Origin of the sequence: Flagellimonas aequoris, assembly GCF_003584165.1 — a bacterium.
In the GTDB taxonomy this organism is placed as follows: Bacteria; Bacteroidota; Bacteroidia; order Flavobacteriales; family Flavobacteriaceae; genus Flagellimonas; species Flagellimonas aequoris.
Genome location: NZ_QXFJ01000023.1, coordinates 451,449 through 472,549 on the forward strand (window position 1 = coordinate 451,449; position 21,101 = coordinate 472,549).

A 21,101-nucleotide genomic window follows, 5' to 3' on the forward strand; every position below is an offset into this window, starting at 1 on the left:
TTCTCTGTGAGATTCAAAACAAAAAACTGCCCGATTATTAGTGTCTAATGCCTATCTTAGTAGCTGCATTTTTTACACAAACAAACATCAATTGAGCAAATAATGAAAAAAGTAGTTCTATTCTTGGCCTTGGGTGCCATGATTGCAAGTTGCGGAGGAAAAAAGGAAGAAAAGAAAGATGGTTTTGAGGTAAGTAGAACCAAAACCGAGGATGCCAAGGCTCCAACCAGTCAAGAAATCCCTGTGGATTTGAGCAATAAGGGAGTTGGTCCCATCAAGAGTGTGGAATTTGGTGCTGAAATTGACCAAGCCATGGCCGACAGGGGTAAAGGAAAATTCGAGTCCATCTGTGTGGCTTGCCACATGATCGATCAACGTATGATCGGTCCAGCACTTAAAGGTGTATATGACAGAAGAAGTCCTGAATGGGTCATGAACATGATCTTGAATCCTGATGGTATGTTGAAGGAAGATCCTATTGCCAAGGCTTTGCTGAAAGAATACAACAATGCGATCATGCTCAACCAAAACCTTACCGAGGATGAAGCAAGGGACGTTGCCGAATACTTGAGAACGTTCTAGTAACCGAACCTATATATTATTGAAATGCTGTTGTTTAATTGCTTAAGCGACAGCATTTTTTTATTTTAGGGTAAATACAAAAGCCATGAAAAAAGCACTTTTTACCCTTTTGGGTTTGCTATGTTTACCCGCCATCCATGCCCAAAGCATACAGGGAGCATGGACCACCACTCAATCAAGCAATGGAATTGAAATAGAACACGTTCTCATTTTTGCAGGGGATTATTTTTCCGAAGGCATCTTTGAGAAATCCACAGGAAAATTTTCGGGCACCAAAGGAGGAAGCTTCAAATCCAACGGCGATGCACTGGACCTCCATTACGAATACTCCACGACTGATCCAGAATCCGTCGGAACGACCAATGCCGTTGCCTTCAAAATAAACGGTGAAGCACTTGAACTGGGCGAATGGACTTGGAGACGATTGGATGACGGTACCCCAGGAGATTTACATGGCGCTTGGCTCATTTCTGGCAGAAAACGGGATGGTGAAATTGTGAAACGCGATACTTCCGGTCCGAGAAAAACCATGAAGATCCTATCCGGAACCCGCTTTCAATGGATCGCTTACAATACCGAGACCAAACAATTCATGGGAACTGGTGGCGGCACCTACACCACCGCTGATGGAAAATACACGGAAAACATTGGTTTCTTTTCCAGGGACGATTCGCGGGTAGGGGCAGGTTTACAGTTTGATTATGAGTTAAAGGATGGTGACTGGCACCATTCCGGACTGAGCAGTAAAGGCGATCCCATTTATGAAGTGTGGAGCCTTAGAAATCCTTGATCACGAATCTTGTCCATTTATTAATAGGGGGATTTACGGGTTAAAAATCAATTTTTTAGTATTTTTCTGAAACATTAACCATTAATTTCCGTACAATGAAAACCTCTATTATCATTGCCATTTTGGCCATGGTACTGGCAGACTCCTGCAATAGGTCTGCATCCAGTGCCGATGAGCTTTATGGCACTACATGGGAACTGGAATACATTTCGGGACCCCGCATTGCCTTTGAAGGGCTGTTCCCTGAAAAAAAACCTCAGATTACCTTTGATCAGGAAACCCAAAAAGTTTCCGGCACCGATAGTTGTAATGGCTATTCCGCTGATTATATCATCGAAGAGAACACTATTTCCTTTGGGGAACCCGGACCTACCACCATGATGTTCTGTGGAGGCAGCGAGCGACAATTCCTTCAAATGATGCAAAAAATTGATGGGTTTTCGTTTGAGGATGGCAAGCTCCAACTTTTATTGGGCGACATTCCCATGATGCGATTCAAAAAAGTGCAGCCATGAAAAAGATCCTTTTTGCAATCGTAGCATTGGTTTGCTTTTCCAGTTGTGTGGAAAAGAAAAAAGAAGCACCTACCGAGGCGGAACCCGCCGCTGAAGAAAAAATGGATTCCACAACGGTACGAAAAATAGAACCCATCACCTTGGACATCGATGGCAGTTATTTTAAGGCTACGGGCACCGAACCTTTTTGGGGCCTAAAGATCTATGACAACAAGGTGGAACTCAAAACCATGGAGGACACCATCGTTACGCCACCATCCCCCCCTATTTTGGCACAGGATGCCAACATTAAAATGTTCCGGATCCAGACCGAGGCCACTCATATGGACATCATCATAGCCCACAAGGAATGCACCAATGCTATGTCGGGCGAAGTTTCCCCCTACACGGTGACCATCTCCTATAAATCGACAGGGTCGGATGAGAGTCAGGCATTGGAAGGCTGCGGCACTTATGTTACCGATTATAGGCTGCACGATATTTGGGTATTGGAAGAAATGAAGGGGGCCAAGGTGTCCAAAGCCGATTTTAATGGACAGGAGGTACCCAACATGGAAATCAACATCAACAGCAACCGGTTCTCTGGATTTTCAGGATGCAATCGCATGACCGGAAGCCTTTTTTATGAAAAGGACCTGCTGCGTTTTACCCAAGTGGCCTCTACCCGAATGGCCTGCCCCAATATGGAGAAGGAGTCTGAATTTTTGACCGCCCTGCAAGGCAGTACCCAATACAAGGTGGAAAATAACAGACTATATCTTTCCAATGGTTCCGAAACCCATTTGCTCACCTTCAAAAAAATAGACTGATCATGAAAAAAATAGTTGTTACATCCCTGGTCCTGCTTCTTGTGTTTGCTTGCAAGACCAAGGAGACTAAAGAAGTGGACAGCGAAGAACCGAAAACTGTGGCCCCTCCCCAACCGGTTCCTGCCTTGGAAGTAGGTTGTTATACCTATGAAGCGAACGGCAACAAAGTGGTTCTGGAAATTACCCATATCAATGAAACAGTGCTGGGCAGCCTCAGTTATGCCCTTTCGGAAAAAGATGCCAATGCCGGGACCTTTGCCGGTGAGCTGCTGGACAGCGTGCTGATTGGCAAATACACCTTTATGTCCGAAGGGACCCAAGACAATACCCGTGAGGTGGCCTTTTTGTTTAAGGATGGGCAATTGATCGAAGGGTATGGCGAATTGGACGGGACTGGTAAGGCCTTTAAGGACAAAAACGCGCTAAGTTTTAGTTCTTCCATGCCGTTGTCCAAAACAGATTGTGAACCTTGATCGAATTGTATTATAGGTTAGAAGAAGATCAAATACATTGATTGTATGCTATATTGTGTGTATATGGATGTATTTTATGCTCATATAAAGAAGTTGTGCATAATACCGAAACGCTCTAAATGAAAATCAAATCTTTCTCAACCATATTTGGATTACTCTTTTCGATAATTGGAATTATTGTTGGAATTTGGATTGCATATACGTCAACAAATAAAGATTATAATTATTTCTATATCTACTCTGGGATTTCTGGATTTATAACAGCAAAACTAATTGCGAAATATCTAATTGAGAAAAAGAGAAGATTTAACCATACGAATTATATAATTGCAGCAATAGCGACTGGATTAATTTCTCATTGGTTGTGTTGGTATATCATAACTTTGGAACTGAACTTTCGATATTGGATTTTAGGAGAACATTTCTTTTCTCAACCGATTGACCCATTACTTGGAATTTTTGGAGTATTTGTGTTCTGCTTATGGAGTTGGATTTTTGTTGGTTGGGCTACGATTTTAGGCGGAATTTTAAGCATATATACGACTAAATGGATTTATGAAAAGAATAAAAGTACTATGCACAACAATATATAACCGCAATTACGGCGGATTCGACTTCGTCCGAATCCATCCGGAATTGCTAACGTCTGTGCCAAACCGAAAATTAACGCATATTAACCCGTAACTGACGGTTATACGAGACCGTTGTAAGCAATTTTGAGTAAAAGTCTAAGCAGAAATAAATTATCTAAGCTCCAATGGGAAGAGCTACTTTGGATTTCTCGAACGAAAAGGGATTTTTGGAGTTCGGACACAAAAAGACTTGCCAAAATTGAACTGGATAATAGGAAAGTTTCAAGCACAGAAAAAGACGAATTGTGGGACTCAATAAATGAAGAGCTGGAAATAAGTTTTGAAAATGGATTTCTGAACACAGAGGCAGATGGGATTGATATAGGATATTCAAACTATCAAAAATTCAAAATATTCATTACCGCCCCATTTGCTCTAGGGAGATTGAGACCAATTGGGGACTTAATCGGACTTTTTTCTGAAAAGAAAATGAAAAAGTTTTGGGAAAAACTGATTCTTACTTTGCTAGGGACAATTTTCTGGGTAAGTATCTTTCTTATTTGGTGGAACCATTCCGAAAGGGGAAGACTAAAGGAGATTCAAAACTATGAATTGAATGAATAAAAAACTGCTTACAACAAGGGCTATAAGTAATTGCTTGCCTGTACCTCTCTAGTATATCCAAGACCGTTGTACTTTATCATAAGCAACCATTGACCAATGATAAAATTCTTTAGAAAAATTAGACAAAATTTACTGTCAGAGGGCAAAACCACCAAGTATCTGAAATACGCTTTCGGGGAAATAATTTTGGTTGTGATTGGTATTCTCATTGCACTGCAGATCAATAATTGGAATGAAGATCGAAAAATTAGAAATGCAGAAATAGAAATTCTTCAAAATTTGAAAACCGAATTAAATTTCAACCTTGAGGAGCTAAATAAGATACATAGACAACACCGATCGGAATTTGAAGATGGTATTTCCATTTTACAACTCTTTGGAAAAGATGTTTCCCATGTTTCTGAATTAAAATTGGATTCGTTAATATCAAATGCTTTTAGCGGATATTCATTTGAAGCAAAAGATGGATATATCAAATCACTTATCGCATCAAATAAAATTGATTATCTACAAAACCCTGAATTAAAGTCCTTTATTTCATCCTTTGAGTCTATGGTTTTAGATGCCAATCAAGAAGATGGATACGTAAGAAGACTGCTAAATGAACGTTTTTGGCCTGCTACAGATGGTAAATTAAGTGCCCTAAACGGGATATCCACTTCTGAAAGGTATCAAGAATTCCCAAAGGGAACTTACTCCTCAGATTATGAATGGTTCTTCAATAATCGTGAAATGGAAGATTTAACAGCCAATATATTTAGTTGGAAAAAAGAGAATGTAATGGATGAACAAACTTTAATAGATAACATCAAAAGAATGATTCAGATTATCGATATTGAGTTAAAGGATAAATAACGAAAGTACAGCTATGGCTATAAGCATTCGCCTGCCTGCCTTAGCAACCACTCATAGCTAAACTGCTAACCACAACTTCAAAAATTTGGAATTGATTCGTTTTTGGTGTATTTTCGCACCAAATAACACGATTTATGGCCAGACAAAGTATTTCCTTCACAGAACCTAACGATGAGTGGTTGAAATCCCAAGTGGACAATCAAGAGTATTCCAGTAAAAGTGAATTGGTGAACGACCTTGTGAGGCAGGCTAGAAAACAACAGGCCCAAGTGGACTGGATCAGGACAAAACTGGAAAAAGCTGAAAAAAGTGGATTTACAAAGGACGGAAAAGATGAAATTTTGAATCAGTCCAAAGCACTTTTTAATGGCTAACTACAAGCTGAGCAACGAAGCCAAAAACGATTTGATTCGGATTCACCAATATGGGATTGTCAAATTTGGAATGGCTCAAGCGGACAACTATTTTGAAACCTTTTTTGAATACTTCGACCTCATTGCACAACGTCCGTATTCCTTTGAATCAATGGACCATCTTAAAAAAGGGTATCGCCGTTGTGTTTGTGGATCGGATAGCATATTCTACAAAATAAACGGGGAAGTTGTGGAGATCATGGCCATCGTCGGGAGACAGGACTTGGACAACCTACTCTGATAATCAAAAAATACTGTTGCCAACACAGACGATGATGCATTCTATGAAAAATCCATACTTCAATACCGTTAGCCTATTTTTTCTATTCCTAACCATCACATCCATCAAAGCACAAAACATGGAACTTCCCTATAAAGAAATCCCTGCCCATCCTACAACCTATGAACCCGGAAATTTGGTGGCCAGAATGATAGACGGCCTTGGCTATCGGTTTTATTGGGCCACGGAAGGGTTAACGGAACAAGATCTGGCCTACAAACCCTCTGCGGACGGCAGGACCATTTTGGAAACCATGGAGCATATCTATACCATGTCCAACAACATTTTGTTGGCCCCAGATGCCCAACCTTTTGAAAAAGCGTTGTTCCCCACCAACCTTCCGTATGAAGAACTCAGGGCCAAAACCTTGCAAAACCTGCAAGCCGCCAGTGGCAAAGTATCGGGTAAAAGCGCCGAGGACCTAGAAAAATTCAAGGTGATTTTTAAAAGAGGGGAGCAAGAATCGGAATTTGCCTTTTGGAACCTCATCAACGGCATGATCTCGGATTGCATATACCATACAGGACAGATCACATTAATGCGAAGGGCCAGCGACAACCCACAAAACCCCAACGTAAACCCGTTTTTGGGACAGACCAAAGGCGATTAAGCCCTCCTCTTTGTAACATTTCTTGAAAATCCATTACCAATAATTAAACGTTTTGGTCTATGGGTTCTGCAAGTCAACCAATGTTAGTGGTTAAGGCCAACCGCGCTTTATTGCGCAAACGGCGTAGTTTCAAAGAAATTCGAGAAGCTTACGAAGGCTATGTGAGTGACTCCGAACTAAAGTTCAAGGAGCTAACCCCTTTTGAGCAAAAGAAAATCCGTGACAAGATCATTCAACAGGCCAAAAAGGATCGATGGCTCGAAATTCAAAACTACTTTATTGCCCTTCTGATTTTGGTTTTTCTGGGTTTCCTTTTTTATGCGCTTTTCCTTGATTAAGAGGTAATGACAATCAGTCAATTTTATCGACCACAACCTTATAGGTTGGGTCTTCCAAAACATTTACCTCGATAATATCATCGGCATTGGCTAAAAGGCGTTGGCAGTCCTTACTCAAATGTTTCAGGTGGAGCTTTTTGCCCACTTTCCGGTAGCGTTCTGTAATCTTGTTCACGGCTTCAATGGCAGACATATCCACCAAACGGCTTTCCGCAAAATCGATGATCACTTCTTCGGGATCGTTCAACACATCAAACTTTTCCGCAAAAAGAGTGGTGCTTCCAAAGAAGAGTGGTCCATAAATCTCATAATGTTTGATGCCCTCTTCGTCCACATATTTTCTGGCCCTGATCCGTTTTGCATTGTCCCAAGCGAACACCAGGGCAGAAATGATGACCCCTACCAACACGGCCAACGCCAAATTGTGCAGGAATACCGTTACCAAGGTAACGAGTACCATCACCAACACATCCGATTTGGGCATACGGCGGAAGGTTTTTAAACTGGCCCACTCAAAGGTGCCCAATGCCACCATGATCATCAACCCGGTGAGGGCCGCCATGGGCACTTTTTCAATCAAACTGGAGCCGAACATAATGAACACCAAGAGCATCAAGGCTGCAAAAATCCCTGAAAGCCTGGCCCTTGCCCCATTGGAAGTATTGATCAAACTTTGCCCGATCATGGCACAACCGCCCATCCCCGAGAAAAATCCGGATAAGATATTGGCCGTTCCCTGGGCCACGGCTTCCTTGTTGCCCCTACCTCGGGTTTCAGTGATTTCATCCACAATGTTAAGCGTCAATAAACTCTCGATCAAACCCACTCCGGCTACAATCGCCGCAAAGGGAAAAATGATTTTCAAGGTCTCCCAAGTAAAAGGAAAATCGGGAATATGAAATGGAGGAAACGTGCCTTGAATGGAGGCGATATCACCAATGGTGCGGGTATCCAATCCCAAGAAAAACACAATCCCGAACACCACCAAAATAGCGGCCAAGGATGCAGGAATCACTTTCGTTAATTTGGGCAATCCCCAAATGATCAGCATCGTCAACAACACCAATCCCAAGAAAATGAAAAGTGTGCTGCCCGTTAACCAATCTCCTTCCGGGGTTTTGAACTGAGCCAACTGCGACATAAAAATGATGATGGCAAGGCCGTTCACAAATCCGAAAATTACCGGATGGGGCACTAAGCGCATCAATTTCCCCAACCGAAGGAATCCGGCCAAAAGCTGTAAAATTCCCGCCAACACTACCGTGGCAAACACGTATTCTACCCCATATTGCTGGGCCAAACTTACGATCACCACTGCAACGGCACCTGTGGCCCCGGAAATCATTCCCGGTCTACCACCCAAGATGGAGGTGACCAAGCCCATCACAAAGGCGGCGTACAATCCTGTCAATGGAGACAGGCCTGCAATGAACGCAAATGCAATGGCTTCCGGCACGAGGGCCAAGGCCACGGTAAGGCCCGATAAGATCTCTGTTCGGTAGTTTACCTTTTGGGAAAAATCAAAAAGGTTGAGGTACTTTTTCATGGCTTCTTTCTTGAAGCCGGCAAAAATAGGGTTATTAAAGGGAAGACCCTAATGGCCTCCCCATTTTTAAGGATTTGACAATCTACCAGTTAGTCAACCCTAATAACTTCTCGCCAAGCGGGCTTAATTTTGCGGTATCGTACCTGGTTTGCTCCCATTTTCTGGGATCCCCTGGAAAGGCGTAGCCCTCTGGGGCAATGCGATTCTTCCAAGAATTGATGCGCCATTGCCGCATCTCAGCGTTGTCCTCCTCGGCTGGCATCATGGAAATGTATTGGGCGATGCGCACCTTGTCGCCTGATTTATTCGGACGGATACCGTGGGGTTGGGTACTATTGAAAATCATAAGGTCACCTGCTTCCAATTTTACTTTTACAATTTTGTCCTCCAGTCCGGTGACATCTGGTTGAAAGTGATCACGGTCTTCGGGTTGGGTCAGTTTCCAGGTATCATAATTTCGGTACAACCAAGGAATGCATTGAAAACCTCCCATATTTTCATCCGTTTGGTCGGCCAAGGCCAAAACCCCCTGAACATTTTGTGGTCGCGTCTCCGGATCGTAATCCCAATGGATGAACCCTTTTCTGTTCTCCCCGGGGCGTTGCGGTATGTTCAAATTGGCCCGATCGATGGTGACCCACAATTTTTCGGTGCCCCAGATGTCCACAAAGGCATCGTAAACCTTTTGCGTCTGACGGTTGTTCCACAAATGTTGATGGTTATAGACCTCTACCATCCCGGTTCCCGTCAGTTCCTTCATCTTCATTTCGGCACGTGCAGGGGCATACCAAGTTTCTGGATCGTTGGGGTCCTTTTCATCGAACTCCCAAATAAAATCGGCCGTTGCCTGGGCTTGTTCCCTCGGCACTGCATTCTTGATCACAATGTATCCGTTCTCTATCCAAAAAGCCCAATCTTCTTCCGATAAAACCCTTAAGGGTTTTCCGTTGGAGCGGTCGTTCAATCTGATCTTGCTGCTGGTAGCGGTAGAAGGGTTGCCCGGAATATTTTCGTGGGCCTTGTTCGCCATTTCCACCTTCATTTGTTGTTGCATCATATCGTTTCTGTTTTTTAGGTTCAAAATTGAATTATTCAAAACTAGGGGGATGGTTTATGGGTTTCCACCCTAACATTGACCAATTTTTGAACTTTATTGACTTTTATTTCTTAAATTGAAAACATAAAGGACAATAAATTGAAAATTCAGCTCGAAAACATACAACCGAATGACAAGAGTTCCTTTCATTTATTACACAATCCGAAGTTGAACGACTTGTTCTTTTGGCATTTTCATCCGGAGTTTGAACTGGTCTATATTGAAGGGGCCAACGGGAAACGGCATGTGGGGCATCATTTGTCCAACTTTACTGGAAGTGACCTGGTACTGATCGGTTCCAACATTCCCCATTTGAATTTTGATCATGGCATCCGCACGGAATACCACAAAGAGGTATTGCACATAAGTGCTTCCTTTAAAGAAAAAGTGTTCAGTGAGATCGAGGAACTGGAAGATGTTTATGAACTCTTGGAAAAATCACAACACGGCATTGCCTTTTATGGGGAGACGAAAAAATCCGTGGGGCAGATCATGAAACAATTACAGCCCATGACCCGGTTCGGGCAATTTTTGGAAATCTTGAAACTGTTGAAAATCTTGGCGAAAAGCAATGAATTTGAACTGTTGCATACCAATCCCATCATCAACGATAAGGCAAACAAACAGCAACAACGGTTGCAACAGGTGTATTCCTATATTGATGAGCATTATTCCCAAAAAATTGAATTGGACGATATGGCCCAGCAAGTAAATTTGGGCAAGGAGGCTTTTTGTAGGTACTTTAAACAGAACACGGGTAGCACCTTTACCCAATTTTTGAACCAATACCGCATCACCCAGGCCAAGCGACTTTTGCTGGCCGGAAGAAACATCACCGAAACCTGCTACGAGTGTGGATTTGAAAGCCTCTCCTATTTTAATAGGACCTTTAAAAAGATCAGTGGGGAAAACCCATCGACCTACAAAAGGAAACAGTCCTAAAAAGAACCGCCCCAAGTATTGCTACTTGGGGCGGCCCTTAACTAAATAACCAACCAAAAAAACTATTAGTATAGTCGAACATTACTGTTCTTCCTTACATATCTCGTTGTCGGGTTACGTTCATGGTCGGGTTAATAATCTTAGAACGTTTTTTACCCGTATCTCCTGATTTCAAAAACTGCATGTATCCTCTTCCTGTAAACTCATAGACCGTTCCGCTGGACACATGGTACAACTCTATTGTACTGTCATTAATAACGTACAACTCAAAATAATCATTGCCCAAGAAGTCATAATCCAGTGTTAAAGTTTTTAGGGCTGCATCGTTGGCCACATCGTACACTTCGTAATCCCCTTCATAGTCCCATTGAATGTTGGAAATCGGGATGCCCTGTCCATCAATGGAAGATCTAAAATATCCACCGCCATCGGAGAAGAACTGGAGGTAATTTTCCTCATCAAAATCATTCAGTGCACCAACTTCGCTGGTATAGGTTTTCTCCCAAACCTGATATTCCTGTAGAAAATAATGGATGTTATCGTAGAACACTTGATCGTAATCGAAGGTGCTTCTCTGGAAGCCACGAAGAATATAGGAAGTTTTGCTCTTGGCATCGTATAACTCCAAGGTGTTGTTGTTCACGGCATACACATCGAGAAGCCAAAGCCCGTCCACATCATGATCCACCTCAACTTGTCCAACAAAAGTTCCATAGGTTCCCACATCAATCCCCAAACCATTTCCGGTTTTGCCTATTCCCACCAAATTGTTATTGGCGTACACGACTCCCCTGTCAAAGGAAATGGTAAAGGCCCGTTGTAGGAAAGGAACTTCCCCGTTTCCTTTGGTGGCATTGATATCGATATACCACAGATCATAGGATTCCAAAACCAAGGCGGTGTTGATGGGTGATTCTTCAATATATCCGTCGTCCACGATGACCTCGGTGTAGCACGAACTGGCCAAAAGGCCTATCATTAAAATTCCAAAGAGTAGTTTTCCATTTTTCATAATCGAGGCTTTAAAGTTCACCTCATGTAAACCAAGCACCGTGCCAAAATTTTTAACTATTTGATAATCAATTGATAATGAAGCCATGATTTTATTTTTTAGCTTTACAGCCTAATTTGGTTGCATGCAAGACAAACTACGATTCGGTGTTTTTGGTGGAGGGAGCTGGGGAACGGCCATTGTAAAAATGTTGACGGAAAACGGGGACCGTGTTGGGTGGTATATGCGGAGTGATTCGGCCATCAGGCACATCATTAAAGAGGGGCATAACCCCAATTATTTGAGTTCGGTGGAATTTGAGGTGGAACAACTTCATTTGAGTCATGACATCAATGAAATTGTGGAAGCCAGTGATGTGTTGATCTTTGCCATCCCTTCCGCTTTTTTGGAGGGCGAACTTCAAAAATTGACGGCTTCCCTGAAAGACAAGATCATATTTTCAGCCATCAAGGGCATTGTTCCCGAAAGTGGTTTGATCGTGGGGGAGCATTTTCATGAAAAATATAACATTCCCTTTGAGAACATCGGGGTACTCACAGGACCCTGCCATGCCGAAGAGGTGGCCTTGGAACGTTTATCCTATTTGACCATTGCCTGCGCCGATGCCAAGAAGGCTAAAATAGTGGCCGAACATTTAAAAAGTGAATACATCCGTACCAAAATTTCCGACGACATCATCGGTACCGAATATGCCGCCATGCTGAAGAACATTTATGCCATTGCCGCTGGGATTGCTCATGGTTTAGGTTATGGCGACAATTTTCAAAGTGTCCTTATGAGCAACGCCATCCGGGAGATGAAACGGTTCATAGATCGAGTCTATAAAATGAAACGCAACATCAACGCCTCGGCCTATTTGGGAGACCTTTTGGTGACGGGCTATTCCGTTTTTAGTAGAAACCGCATGTTCGGGAACATGATCGGAAAGGGCTATACCGTAAAAAGCGCCATGATGGAGATGAACATGGTGGCCGAAGGGTATTACGCAACCAAAAGCGCCCATTTGTTGATGGAAAAATTGGAGAAGAAATCCAAGACGCCTATCATCAATGCGGTGTACCAAATACTATACAAAAACAAGGATCCCAAAAAGGTTTTTGAGAAATTGACAGAGAAGTTGGATTAAGCAATCTAAAGTTTGTAAACGATTTTGAACATTGCAATTCTTGGCATAATGAGGGTGGATTGATCACTTATCAGGAAATCTGAAAAGGAGTTCTGCCGTTTATAACTCACATCAAAAAGGTTGGATGTAGAGATTTCGAAACCCCAAGGGCTGTTTTCTTTTTGATAGAACAAAGAAGCGCCTGCTACATTAAAGATATTGGTCAGGTTTTGATCTTCATTTTTGTACTCGGTCCTTTCAAAGTCTCCCTTGAAATGAAAATCCTTTAAAAACACATAGTTAATTTGTGCAGAAAACCTTGTGTTGGTAAAGGTGTTCCTAGTATTCACTGTTCTATATATGGAAGGTTGATGGGTATAACCCAATTCCACATTTGGCCAATTAATAAAAAAGGTCTCCATTTTACCTGTAAGGGATATGGATCGGGATAGATTCTTGGATACATTATTATTTACCAATTGATAAAACTCATTGTAGCTCCCCCTACTTTCCAACCCTAACTTAATTTTATTGATTTTCTTTCCAAAATTGAAATTGGCCGTGAATCCATTCTCTGGTTGGTTGAATATGGTATAGGTCACAAATTGATCAATACCGTCCAACACTGTTGTATTTTTAATGCCCTGACTTTTTCTGTTATAGGTAATCCCAGCATTGAGGTTCAGCCCCCGGAACAGGCTGTATTTGAAATAGTTCAATGAATAGGAATGGATTCGTTCGTTCTGCAACTCTGGATTACCAAGAATCACTGAATTGAAAGACCCTAGCATGAAGTTGGCCGCCAATTGTCCCATATTGGGAAAGCGCATCCGTTGCCTGTATTGAAAGCGTAGCTTTTCACTGTTGTTGAACTCTGCTTCGGCATTAAATGTCGGCAATAAAACTTGGATATTGTTTTGTATGGAGACACCCTTCTGGTCATTGTCCCAATTGTACTGATGATAAAAAAGACCTGATTTCACCGTGAAGATTCCTGTCAGAAACTTGTACTCCAATCCTAAAAAGCTATCATTAAAGCGATGGTCAATATCGTTTCCAAATCCATTTTCGGAAAAATCATTTATGGTTCCATTGGAGAGTTGCTGTGCTTCCTGTACTTTAAAATCTTCAAAAGAAAGGCTTGTGCCAATACTGGTGTAGATATGGTTGTAATTATTGAGTACCCAATAATCCTTCAAAACCAAATCAAAGGAAGTGGTATGGGTCTGTTTTTGCTGCAAGACCTTATACATGGTGTCCTCCTCCAAAGGAATAAGTCCAAAAAGAAAGGCATCATTGGTTTCCCAATCCTTATCAGGGGTATTCTTTAAATGTGCAACCGTTGCCTCCATGCTAAAGGTCTGGGCCCTTGAAAAGCGCTTGTTGTATTCCAGGTTCTGTTTAAGATCAAGGGCAGAAATATTCGAAACGGTATTAAAAAAGTTGCTTTGATCAAAGCTCTGTGTCAGAATGGAACCTTCTCCCTTATTCTCTGTGAGTTTTACAAAGGTGTTTGCGGATAGTTGTTCCTTGGAATTGGGTTCGTGTTCCACAGTGAATTTTCCGATCAAGAAGAAATTGTCATAATCATTGGTGACATTTCTGCCTTCGTCAAAGGAACCATCAGAATTAATGTATGTATTGAGGTAGTTGGTTTCGGTCACAGTGGTACTTCCATTGACAATAGCATAGCTATTGATGTCCATTTTGGAAGTGACCGATTGTCTTATGTTCAAAGCTCCAAAACGATTGGTATTGGCCTTGAAATCAGTGTTGGACAAAAATTGTGAAAAATCATCGTTGCTCAGGGACAGATATGCGCCGATATCCCCAATGAGCTTTCCAAACCCGCCGTTGAACTCCAGATAATCGGTGAGGGTAAAACTCTTGATGCCCACGTTGTTCAAGTCGCCGATAAAATTGAGGTTGGTCTTGGGACTGTAATAAAAAATGTTGGGATGGACCAAATAACGGTCCTTAATACCTCCCCCAACTTCCATGTCGCCAAAGGCGAATTTTTTTTTGTCCTCCTTGAGCTTGATGTTAAGGGCGACCTCATCGGAATCCTGAAGCCCTTTTAAAAAACCAATTTTGTTGTAGTTGTCCAACACTTGAACCTGGTCCACGGCATCCGCAGGAATGTTGTTCACGGCCAGTTTGCTGTTGCCAGTAAAAAAGGTCTTGTCCTCTACCAGTACCTTGGTCACTTTTTTGCCCTGCGCGGTAACGTTTCCTTCGCGGTCCACTTCTATGCCCGGGAGTTTTTTGAGCACTTCCCGTAATTTTCGCTCCTCTCCGGTTACAAAAACATCGGTTTGGTAAGTAATGGTGTCTTCCTTTACTTCAATGGGGATTTTATATTCCAGCACCACCTCTTCCAGGTCATTTGCCTTGGGAACCAGGGCTAAATCTTTGGTCTCGTCTTGGGTGGCCGTATATTCAAAAACAAGTTTTTGGTAACCGAGATAGCTTACCTCAATGGTGTAGGCAACATCCTTTTCCAAGCGGAGCACATATTCCCCTTTTTCGTTGCTGATGGCAAACCGGGTGCTTTCATCGGGGTTTTGGGGAAAGGCCAAAATGTTGGTATTGACCAACGGTGTGGCACTGGTAGTATCCTTTACCATACCGCTTAGGACTATATTCTGACCGAAAGAGTTGGTAAGGTTGAAAAAAAGAATGCCAACCAATAAAAAATATCTGATCAATGAAATCTTAACCTTTATAAATCAACATTTGCCCATTCGTTTGCATCATCTTCCCCCAAATTGTTCCTTGGCGATTTTGGCACCAATGGCGTCAAATTCTTCCTGTGAAATGGGTTTTTTACCTTTTGGGGGGACAATCAGCTGAAGCTGATCATTGTCTAAGTTTCCCAACATTATTTTATCCGCATAGAAAACCCTATCCTTTTCCTGTAATTCCAAAATAAGTCCGGGCAGACCAGAATAATTTTTAGGACCAAAGGGTAGGTTTATTTCAGGAGTGTACCATGCCACGACAGGAAATTCAAATCTTCCTTTACTATTATTCACCACATAAGTAGTAGTTGCCTTGAAACATTCATATTTACCAATTCTCTTCTTCTCCTTCTTTAATTGCCAACCACTTATTATTACGTGCTCAATTACAAACCTTTCTCCAAAAGCTGGTAAATCCTCATAAACCAAACCCTTTTGGAAATTTGTAAAATACTTGCCTTTTGCTCCTAAAATTGTCAATGCAATGTCAGCGCCTTTTTCTGCATCATTAGTCAACAACTTTTCCCTATAAAAAATAGACTCATTTGTGGAACCCAAAAGTTTAAATTCTATAAACTTTACATTCTCATAAGCTATTTTATAAATGTCCTTTAAAACTTCAGAAACTTCAGTTTCCAAAAGATCTACCTTGTATGTAACCTCAACCGCTGGTTGTTGGGCAAATGCACAGAAATTGATACTAATAAAGAACAGAATCAACACTGTTTTTTTCATAAAATTTAATTTAATTAACGCTCCTACCACTTATATAAGTGGCAGGGACATAAGATTATACAATTCCAGCACACGCCTTATAAACTTTGTCTACAACATCCATTGCCTGGCTCTCAGACAATCCAGCATCCATGGCCCCTTCATAAAAATCCTCCATGCTTACGTCATACCAAACCCGTCTGCTTTGAATCTGTGCAAACACGTAATGAAAGTTCTGTAGAACGAAACAGATGTGTATGACAACGTACTTTTTCATTATTGACTTTAGTTAGGTATAGGCCTCATTTTTTGGAGAAGCTCCAAGTATTCTTTTTCGGTCATTTCCTCACCACTATCTATCATCAACTTTCTTTCGTTTTTGAGATTTGTGTTTATTTCTATTTTATCAGCATACAAGAAAAGTTTTCCATTCATAGAACCCTCTAACACCAAACCTGGAAGTCCATCAATTCCATTCGGCCCAAAAGGCATGTTGAGTTCTGGAGCAAACCATGCTACTGGGGAAAATGTTAACAATTTTTTACGCCCAGGGTCGTATTGTTCTTTGTATCCAACTGCTTTGTAACAGGTATAGCCCAATATTGACTTTGTCTCATCCGTAATCTCCCAATTAAGTTCATTAGGGTCGTAAACCACATTAATTTTTTTACCAAAGTCATTAATATGTTCTATCTTTTTTTCTATTGTTCTAAAATAAATTGAGTTGCCACCACCATGATTAACAGCCAATTGATAAATTATATCATCTTCCCCGATTTCAAGTTTCTTAACATATTTATAAACCCCGATTTCACTATTCGACACTAGTTCAAACTCCAATTGTGAATATGCTTGATAGAGTTTTTCAATCACATCTTTATGCTTAGTAACCTTTGAATTACTTTCGGATTCAACCTTTAGCTTATAAATAACTTTTATTTCCTGCCTTCGGATTTGCGCAACTATTTTTTCAAAGCAAAAGATAGCTACGATACAAACTATTATTAAATACTTTTTTTTCATTTGAAATTACAATAATAAGGGTGGCCTAACCACCCTTATTTAAATATCGCTTTAACTACATCTGATTAGCACAATATTTTACCAAACTATTATAATCCGAGTTGTAATCAGAAGCAGACATACAGCCTGATTCCTCTTCAATAACTTCGAGAATATCAGCAGCCCACTCACCACATGTTTTTGCCTCTTCATCATCATAAGGATTGTTCGCTGAGAGCACAAAGGAGAACATAAACAATAATCCAAAAATCACTTTTCTCATTTTCAAAAAATTTAATAGGTTAAGAATTTGTTTCCCTTACCCTATTCAGCGCTAAAAATGTAAGATTGGGATGAAGCTATTTAAAACATATCCTTCAATACCCCAAAAGTCTACAGATGCTAATTTTGGATTGATGGATGGTGTGATTGAATTGATGAATTGACGATTTTGAGTTTGTTTCGAAAGAAAAAACGCCTCAAAATGCAATCCATTTATGCTTTTTGTGAGTTGAAATCCGTTTTGTTCAGAAGCACTTGTTGATGGAAAAATTGGAGAAGAAATCCAAAACGCCCATCATCAATGCGGTGTTCCAAATCCTGTACAAAAACAAGGATCCCAAAAAGGTTTTTGAGAAATTGACAGAGAAGTTAGATTAGGCCCTATCCAACGAAAAATTGGAATGGCTTTCCAGTTCTTCTTCCAAATCTTTTTTGAACATATCCATTTCATCCGAAGTATAATCAAACGCCTTTTGGAATTCATCAAAAACAGGTTCCATAAAGTTCCTGACGCTGTCGATATCAAAATAAAGTCTGCCCGTTCTTCTTATGAAAAAGTCCAACGGGTTCAAGACCATCTCATGGGCAATGGTAAACTGGGCTTCGGCACGGATCATTCTTTCCTGCAGATTTTCCGCCTTGATTTGGGCATGCATACATTGAAAGGTCAAGAAGGCAATACTGAAGTGGATAAAAATATATTTACTTATCATTGAACTATAAACCTATTGTACCTATTTATTACCTGTTTTCCCCATCCTTTGTAAAATTATCCTCCTGGCTTCTTCCTCAAATTCCTTTTCCGTAATCTCCCGACCTCCTTTTGGTTTTTTGATTTTCACAATGCTTGAATCCTTGTGAATCTTTATTTCCTTGGCAACAATTCTACTTCTACCATCTTCCACCTCCAATATTAGACCTGGTAACGAGTTATATTTTTCTGGCCCAAAAGGCATTTTTAGTTCCTGGGTATACCAAGCAATAATTTTGTTATGCTTGGGATTATTGTTTATATCATTATAAACAATGTCCCACTCTGCCTTTGTACACCTATATCCCCCAATAATTTTTTCCTCATCCAATATCTGCCATTGTGGATCTGTATAAGACAACATCAGTATTGGTTCCCCTAAGTGTTCTTTTTTATGTATTGTTTCGTTGGTTTGAAAATTAAAATAAAAGTCTCCAATGAAGCTACCAAGATTCAATTTTGAAAGGGCTCCTCTATCAGAATCATTTACCAGCCTTTTGACCATAGTATAATTTGACTCCTTCCCTGAAAAGGAAAGTAGGTATTCATTATTTTGGGATTCTTTCTGCAATTTTTCTAGAAACAAAACTGTTTGCTCGTTGTTATCCTGACCTATCCTATCTTTGAGTTCTTCAAAATTTAGTTTTTTGGTATATACCACCTCTCCAGAAATAGTTTGGGATACACATACCATGCATTGGAAGACAAAAAACATTATCGGAGAAATTTTGATCATTTGGATTAATTTTATGATAAGGGCCTCAAGTTTTGAGGCCCTTATAATTTTTGAAATTAAAAAATAGGTTCAAGGGCATCACAAGTATCATATAGATTGTTCCAATCCTCAACGGCTTGCGACAAATTACCATCATAAGCACCTGCAGCAACAAGGTTCGACATCAAAGTATCCACCATCCCATGGCAATCCAACTTAACAATTTCTTCAGATGCATTTATTGTGGAACCAATAAATAGTACCCCGCACAGTGTCAAAAACATTCTTTTCATTTCATAAGGATTTAAATTAAAAAACAGGATTTCCCTTACTTGTTTTTGCGCAAAATGTAAGATTGGCATGAAGCTATGTAAACCTTATCTTTCAATTTCCTGGAAATCTACGGATACTCCTTTTGGATTGATGGATGGTGGCATTGAAATGATGAAAAAGCAATTTTGAGTTTCTTTGAAAGAAAAAACACCATAATATGCAATCTGTTTTTTGCTTTTCATGGATTGAAACCCGTTTTATTCGGAAGCACTTGTTGATGGAAAAATTGGAGAAGAAATCCAAAACGCCCATCATCAACGCAGTGTACCTAATCCTGTACAAAAACAAGGATCCCAAAAAGGTTTTTGAGAAATTGACCGAGAAGTTGGATTAGGCCCTATCCAACGAAAAGTTGGAATGGCTTTCCAGTTCTTCTTCCAGTTCCTTTTTGAACGCATCCATTTCTTCTGAAGAATAGTCATACGCCTTTTGGAATTCATCAAAAATGGGTTCCATAAAATTCCGGACGCTGTCGATATCAAAATAAAGCCTGCCCGTTCTTCTTATGAAAAAGTCCAAAGGGTTCAGGGCCATCTCATGGGCAATAGTGAATTGGGCTTCGGCACGGATCATTCTTTCCTGTAGATTTTCCGATTTAATTTGGGCATACAGTTCCAAGATGGTCTCGGTCTGTTTGCCATACGTGGTCACCAAATACCAAGCATCGTATTCCGTAAAACCGTTGTCATGCAGTCGATCAAAAACCGTGGCAATATATTTTTTTACATGTTTGTACTTTTTAAAATCGCTGCCGCAAAGTGGAATTTTATCGGTGGTGCAAGGCTCCAATTTTCGGTCATGGTCCTCTTCCATATGTTTGGCGATGCGATTTACCGTACGCTCCGCCATTTTTCGATAGCCCGTCAATTTTCCACCGGCAATACTGATCAATCCGGTATCCGAAGTAAAGATTTCGTCCTTACGTGAAAGCTCCGAAGCAGATTTGCCCTCTTCGTGGATCAAGGGGCGCAATCCGGCCCATGAGGAAACGATATCGTCCAACTCCAAATGGATGTCGGGAAACATATGGTTTACTGCGGTAATCAAGTAAATGGCATCGGCAATATCGGTGGTTACATGGTCCTTATCAGCATTGTAATTGGTATCCGTAGTGCCAATATAGGTGACCTTACCACGGGGAATGGCGAACATCATCCGGCCATCGGGAATATCAAAATAAACGGATTGTTGTACCGGGAGCTTTTCCTTTGGAAACACCAAATGCACCCCTTTGGTCAAATGCAAACGCTTTCCCTTTTTGGAATGGTTCACGCTTCGAAGTTCATCTACCCAAGGCCCGGCAGCATTGATCACATAGGTGGAAGAAACACTGTATTCCTCCCTAAAAACCTCATCCTTGAAAGTAACGCCGGCCACTTGTTCGTTTTCATACACAAAATCGGTAACCTTTGCATAGTTAAGGGCCTGGGTGCCAAATTTTAGACTGGTCTTGACGTTCTCCAACGTTAGCCTGGCATCATCGGTACGGTATTCGGCATAGTAGCCGGCACCGTTCAATATCTTTTTGGGCAAAAGAGGTTCCAATTTCATGGCCTCCTTTTTTTCCAACATCTGCCTTTTATCGTCCCCCGTTACTTGGGCCAAAATATCGTATACCTTCAACCCTATGGAAGTCAACCATTTACCGTAGGAACCTCCTTCGATCAAAGGGAGCAACATTTTTTCGGGAATGACCAAATGGGGCGCCAGTTTGTGCACAATGGCCCTTTCGGAACCTACTTCTTTCACCAACCAAAAATCGAACTGCTTCAAATACCGCAAACCTCCGTGGATCAACTTGGTAGATTTGCTACTGGTACCCGATGCGAAATCTCCTTTTTCCAATAACAAGACTTTTAACCCTCGTGAAGAAGCGTCCAACGCTATTCCTGCACCGGTAATCCCACCTCCTACTACAATCAAATCGTAGGTGTCAGAGGCTATTTTTTGAAGTTTTTCTTTTCGGCCAATGTTGGAAAAAGCAATGTCCTGGCTCATAGA

The 21,101-nt window shown here is 41.1% G+C and carries 25 protein-coding genes and 2 pseudogenes; 16 read left to right on the top strand and 11 right to left on the bottom strand.

The window, feature by feature from the left end:
- Nucleotides 1-102 precede the first annotated feature (102 nt).
- The 12 genes from D2U88_RS10665 to D2U88_RS10720 all read left to right on the top strand — a co-directional run bounded on the left by D2U88_RS10665 (nt 103) and on the right by D2U88_RS10720 (nt 6,861).
- Complete coding sequence (locus tag D2U88_RS10665) at nt 103-582, top strand: c-type cytochrome (RefSeq protein WP_119640559.1); 480 nt, start codon at nt 103-105, stop codon at nt 580-582.
- A gap of 85 nt (nt 583-667) precedes the next feature.
- The gene (locus D2U88_RS10670) at nt 668-1,372 is read left to right on the top strand and encodes a membrane or secreted protein (protein WP_119640560.1); all 705 of its coding nucleotides are present in this window, start codon (nt 668-670) and stop codon (nt 1,370-1,372) included.
- 95 nt (nt 1,373-1,467) lie between these two features.
- A complete protein-coding gene (locus D2U88_RS10675; RefSeq protein ID WP_119640561.1) occupies nt 1,468-1,887 on the top strand; it encodes an META domain-containing protein in 420 nt (139 codons plus the stop codon).
- Nucleotides 1,884-2,696 (top strand): META domain-containing protein, encoded by an 813-nt coding sequence (locus D2U88_RS10680; RefSeq protein WP_119640562.1) that lies wholly within the window; start codon nt 1,884-1,886, stop codon nt 2,694-2,696. The genes D2U88_RS10675 and D2U88_RS10680 overlap by 4 nt, the downstream gene beginning before the upstream one ends.
- A 2-nt stretch (nt 2,697-2,698) precedes the next feature.
- On the top strand, nt 2,699-3,169 hold the full coding sequence (locus D2U88_RS10685; protein ID WP_119640563.1) for a hypothetical protein: 471 nt from the start codon (nt 2,699-2,701) through the stop codon (nt 3,167-3,169).
- 119 nt (nt 3,170-3,288) lie between these two features.
- Complete coding sequence (locus D2U88_RS10690) at nt 3,289-3,762, top strand: hypothetical protein (protein WP_119640564.1); 474 nt, start codon at nt 3,289-3,291, stop codon at nt 3,760-3,762.
- Nucleotides 3,763-3,885: 123 nt separating this feature from the next.
- A complete protein-coding gene (locus D2U88_RS10695) occupies nt 3,886-4,365 on the top strand; it encodes a hypothetical protein (protein ID WP_119640565.1) in 480 nt (159 codons plus the stop codon).
- A 96-nt stretch (nt 4,366-4,461) separates the two neighbouring features.
- A complete protein-coding gene (locus tag D2U88_RS10700) occupies nt 4,462-5,220 on the top strand; it encodes a DUF6090 family protein (RefSeq protein WP_119640566.1) in 759 nt (252 codons plus the stop codon).
- 134 nt (nt 5,221-5,354) lie between these two features.
- Complete coding sequence (locus D2U88_RS10705; protein WP_119640567.1) at nt 5,355-5,594, top strand: ribbon-helix-helix domain-containing protein; 240 nt, start codon at nt 5,355-5,357, stop codon at nt 5,592-5,594.
- The gene (locus tag D2U88_RS10710; RefSeq protein ID WP_119640568.1) at nt 5,587-5,874 is read left to right on the top strand and encodes a type II toxin-antitoxin system RelE/ParE family toxin; all 288 of its coding nucleotides are present in this window, start codon (nt 5,587-5,589) and stop codon (nt 5,872-5,874) included. Before D2U88_RS10705 ends, D2U88_RS10710 begins: the two co-directional genes overlap by 8 nt.
- 34 nt (nt 5,875-5,908) lie before the next feature.
- Nucleotides 5,909-6,523 (top strand): DinB family protein, encoded by a 615-nt coding sequence (locus D2U88_RS10715; RefSeq protein WP_220473499.1) that lies wholly within the window; start codon nt 5,909-5,911, stop codon nt 6,521-6,523.
- A 59-nt stretch (nt 6,524-6,582) separates the two neighbouring features.
- Nucleotides 6,583-6,861 carry a hypothetical protein gene (locus D2U88_RS10720; protein WP_147378577.1) on the top strand — a complete coding sequence of 93 codons (279 nt, stop codon included), beginning with the start codon at nt 6,583-6,585 and terminating at the stop codon, nt 6,859-6,861.
- A gap of 13 nt (nt 6,862-6,874) precedes the next feature.
- Here the strand turns inward: D2U88_RS10720 and D2U88_RS10725 are convergent, their stop codons facing one another.
- Together D2U88_RS10725 and D2U88_RS10730 are read right to left on the bottom strand one after the other, a co-directional pair.
- The gene (locus D2U88_RS10725) at nt 6,875-8,407 is read right to left on the bottom strand and encodes a SulP family inorganic anion transporter (protein ID WP_119640571.1); all 1,533 of its coding nucleotides are present in this window, start codon (nt 8,405-8,407) and stop codon (nt 6,875-6,877) included.
- Between the two features lie 82 nt (nt 8,408-8,489).
- Nucleotides 8,490-9,461, bottom strand: a complete 972-nt coding sequence (locus tag D2U88_RS10730) for a phytanoyl-CoA dioxygenase family protein (protein ID WP_119640660.1) — start codon at nt 9,459-9,461, stop codon at nt 8,490-8,492.
- A 141-nt stretch (nt 9,462-9,602) separates the two neighbouring features.
- Between D2U88_RS10730 and D2U88_RS10735 the strand changes: the two genes are divergently transcribed.
- A complete protein-coding gene (locus D2U88_RS10735) occupies nt 9,603-10,445 on the top strand; it encodes a helix-turn-helix transcriptional regulator (protein ID WP_119640572.1) in 843 nt (280 codons plus the stop codon).
- Nucleotides 10,446-10,539: 94 nt separating this feature from the next.
- On the opposite strand, the gene D2U88_RS10740 is transcribed toward D2U88_RS10735, so the two are convergent.
- On the bottom strand, nt 10,540-11,457 hold the full coding sequence (locus D2U88_RS10740) for a nicotinic acid mononucleotide adenyltransferase (RefSeq protein WP_119640661.1): 918 nt from the start codon (nt 11,455-11,457) through the stop codon (nt 10,540-10,542).
- Between the two features lie 124 nt (nt 11,458-11,581).
- On the opposite strand from D2U88_RS10740, the gene D2U88_RS10745 reads away from it, so the two are divergent.
- Nucleotides 11,582-12,583: an NAD(P)H-dependent glycerol-3-phosphate dehydrogenase gene (locus D2U88_RS10745; RefSeq protein ID WP_119640573.1), complete on the top strand. Its 1,002-nt coding sequence runs from the start codon at nt 11,582-11,584 to the stop codon at nt 12,581-12,583.
- Nucleotides 12,584-12,588: 5 nt separating this feature from the next.
- Here the strand turns inward: D2U88_RS10745 and D2U88_RS10750 are convergent, their stop codons facing one another.
- The 4 genes from D2U88_RS10750 to D2U88_RS10770 form a co-directional block, all read right to left on the bottom strand.
- Complete coding sequence (locus tag D2U88_RS10750) at nt 12,589-15,189, bottom strand: TonB-dependent receptor (protein ID WP_235855775.1); 2,601 nt, start codon at nt 15,187-15,189, stop codon at nt 12,589-12,591.
- A gap of 126 nt (nt 15,190-15,315) precedes the next feature.
- Nucleotides 15,316-16,038 carry a GLPGLI family protein gene (locus tag D2U88_RS10755; RefSeq protein ID WP_119640575.1) on the bottom strand — a complete coding sequence of 241 codons (723 nt, stop codon included), beginning with the start codon at nt 16,036-16,038 and terminating at the stop codon, nt 15,316-15,318.
- A gap of 264 nt (nt 16,039-16,302) precedes the next feature.
- The gene (locus D2U88_RS10765; RefSeq protein WP_119640577.1) at nt 16,303-17,040 is read right to left on the bottom strand and encodes a GLPGLI family protein; all 738 of its coding nucleotides are present in this window, start codon (nt 17,038-17,040) and stop codon (nt 16,303-16,305) included.
- Between the two features lie 55 nt (nt 17,041-17,095).
- Nucleotides 17,096-17,302 (bottom strand): hypothetical protein, encoded by a 207-nt coding sequence (locus tag D2U88_RS10770; RefSeq protein ID WP_119640578.1) that lies wholly within the window; start codon nt 17,300-17,302, stop codon nt 17,096-17,098.
- A 251-nt stretch (nt 17,303-17,553) separates the two neighbouring features.
- Between D2U88_RS10770 and D2U88_RS10775 the strand changes: the two are divergent.
- Nucleotides 17,554-17,679: pseudogene (locus D2U88_RS10775) on the top strand (NAD(P)H-dependent glycerol-3-phosphate dehydrogenase); the annotation flags it as partial.
- Here the strand turns inward: D2U88_RS10775 and D2U88_RS10780 are convergent.
- The 3 genes from D2U88_RS10780 to D2U88_RS10790 are packed head-to-tail and all read right to left on the bottom strand — an operon-like array spanning nt 17,676 to nt 19,060.
- A complete protein-coding gene (locus tag D2U88_RS10780) occupies nt 17,676-18,014 on the bottom strand; it encodes a glycerol-3-phosphate dehydrogenase C-terminal domain-containing protein (RefSeq protein WP_119640579.1) in 339 nt (112 codons plus the stop codon). The pseudogene D2U88_RS10775 and the gene D2U88_RS10780 sit on opposite strands and share 4 nt — an antisense overlap.
- 21 nt (nt 18,015-18,035) lie before the next feature.
- On the bottom strand, nt 18,036-18,788 hold the full coding sequence (locus tag D2U88_RS10785; protein WP_119640580.1) for a GLPGLI family protein: 753 nt from the start codon (nt 18,786-18,788) through the stop codon (nt 18,036-18,038).
- 56 nt (nt 18,789-18,844) lie between these two features.
- Nucleotides 18,845-19,060, bottom strand: coding sequence for a hypothetical protein (locus D2U88_RS10790; RefSeq protein ID WP_147378578.1), 216 nt, complete (start codon nt 19,058-19,060; stop codon nt 18,845-18,847).
- Nucleotides 19,061-19,308: 248 nt separating this feature from the next.
- Between D2U88_RS10790 and D2U88_RS10795 the strand changes: the two are divergent.
- A pseudogene (locus tag D2U88_RS10795) lies at nt 19,309-19,434 on the top strand (NAD(P)H-dependent glycerol-3-phosphate dehydrogenase); the annotation flags it as partial.
- On the opposite strand, the gene D2U88_RS10800 reads toward D2U88_RS10795, so the two are convergent.
- Nucleotides 19,431-21,098, bottom strand: coding sequence for a glycerol-3-phosphate dehydrogenase/oxidase (locus D2U88_RS10800; protein WP_119640582.1), 1,668 nt, complete (start codon nt 21,096-21,098; stop codon nt 19,431-19,433). The pseudogene D2U88_RS10795 and the gene D2U88_RS10800 sit on opposite strands and share 4 nt — an antisense overlap.
- Nucleotides 21,099-21,101 lie beyond the last annotated feature (3 nt).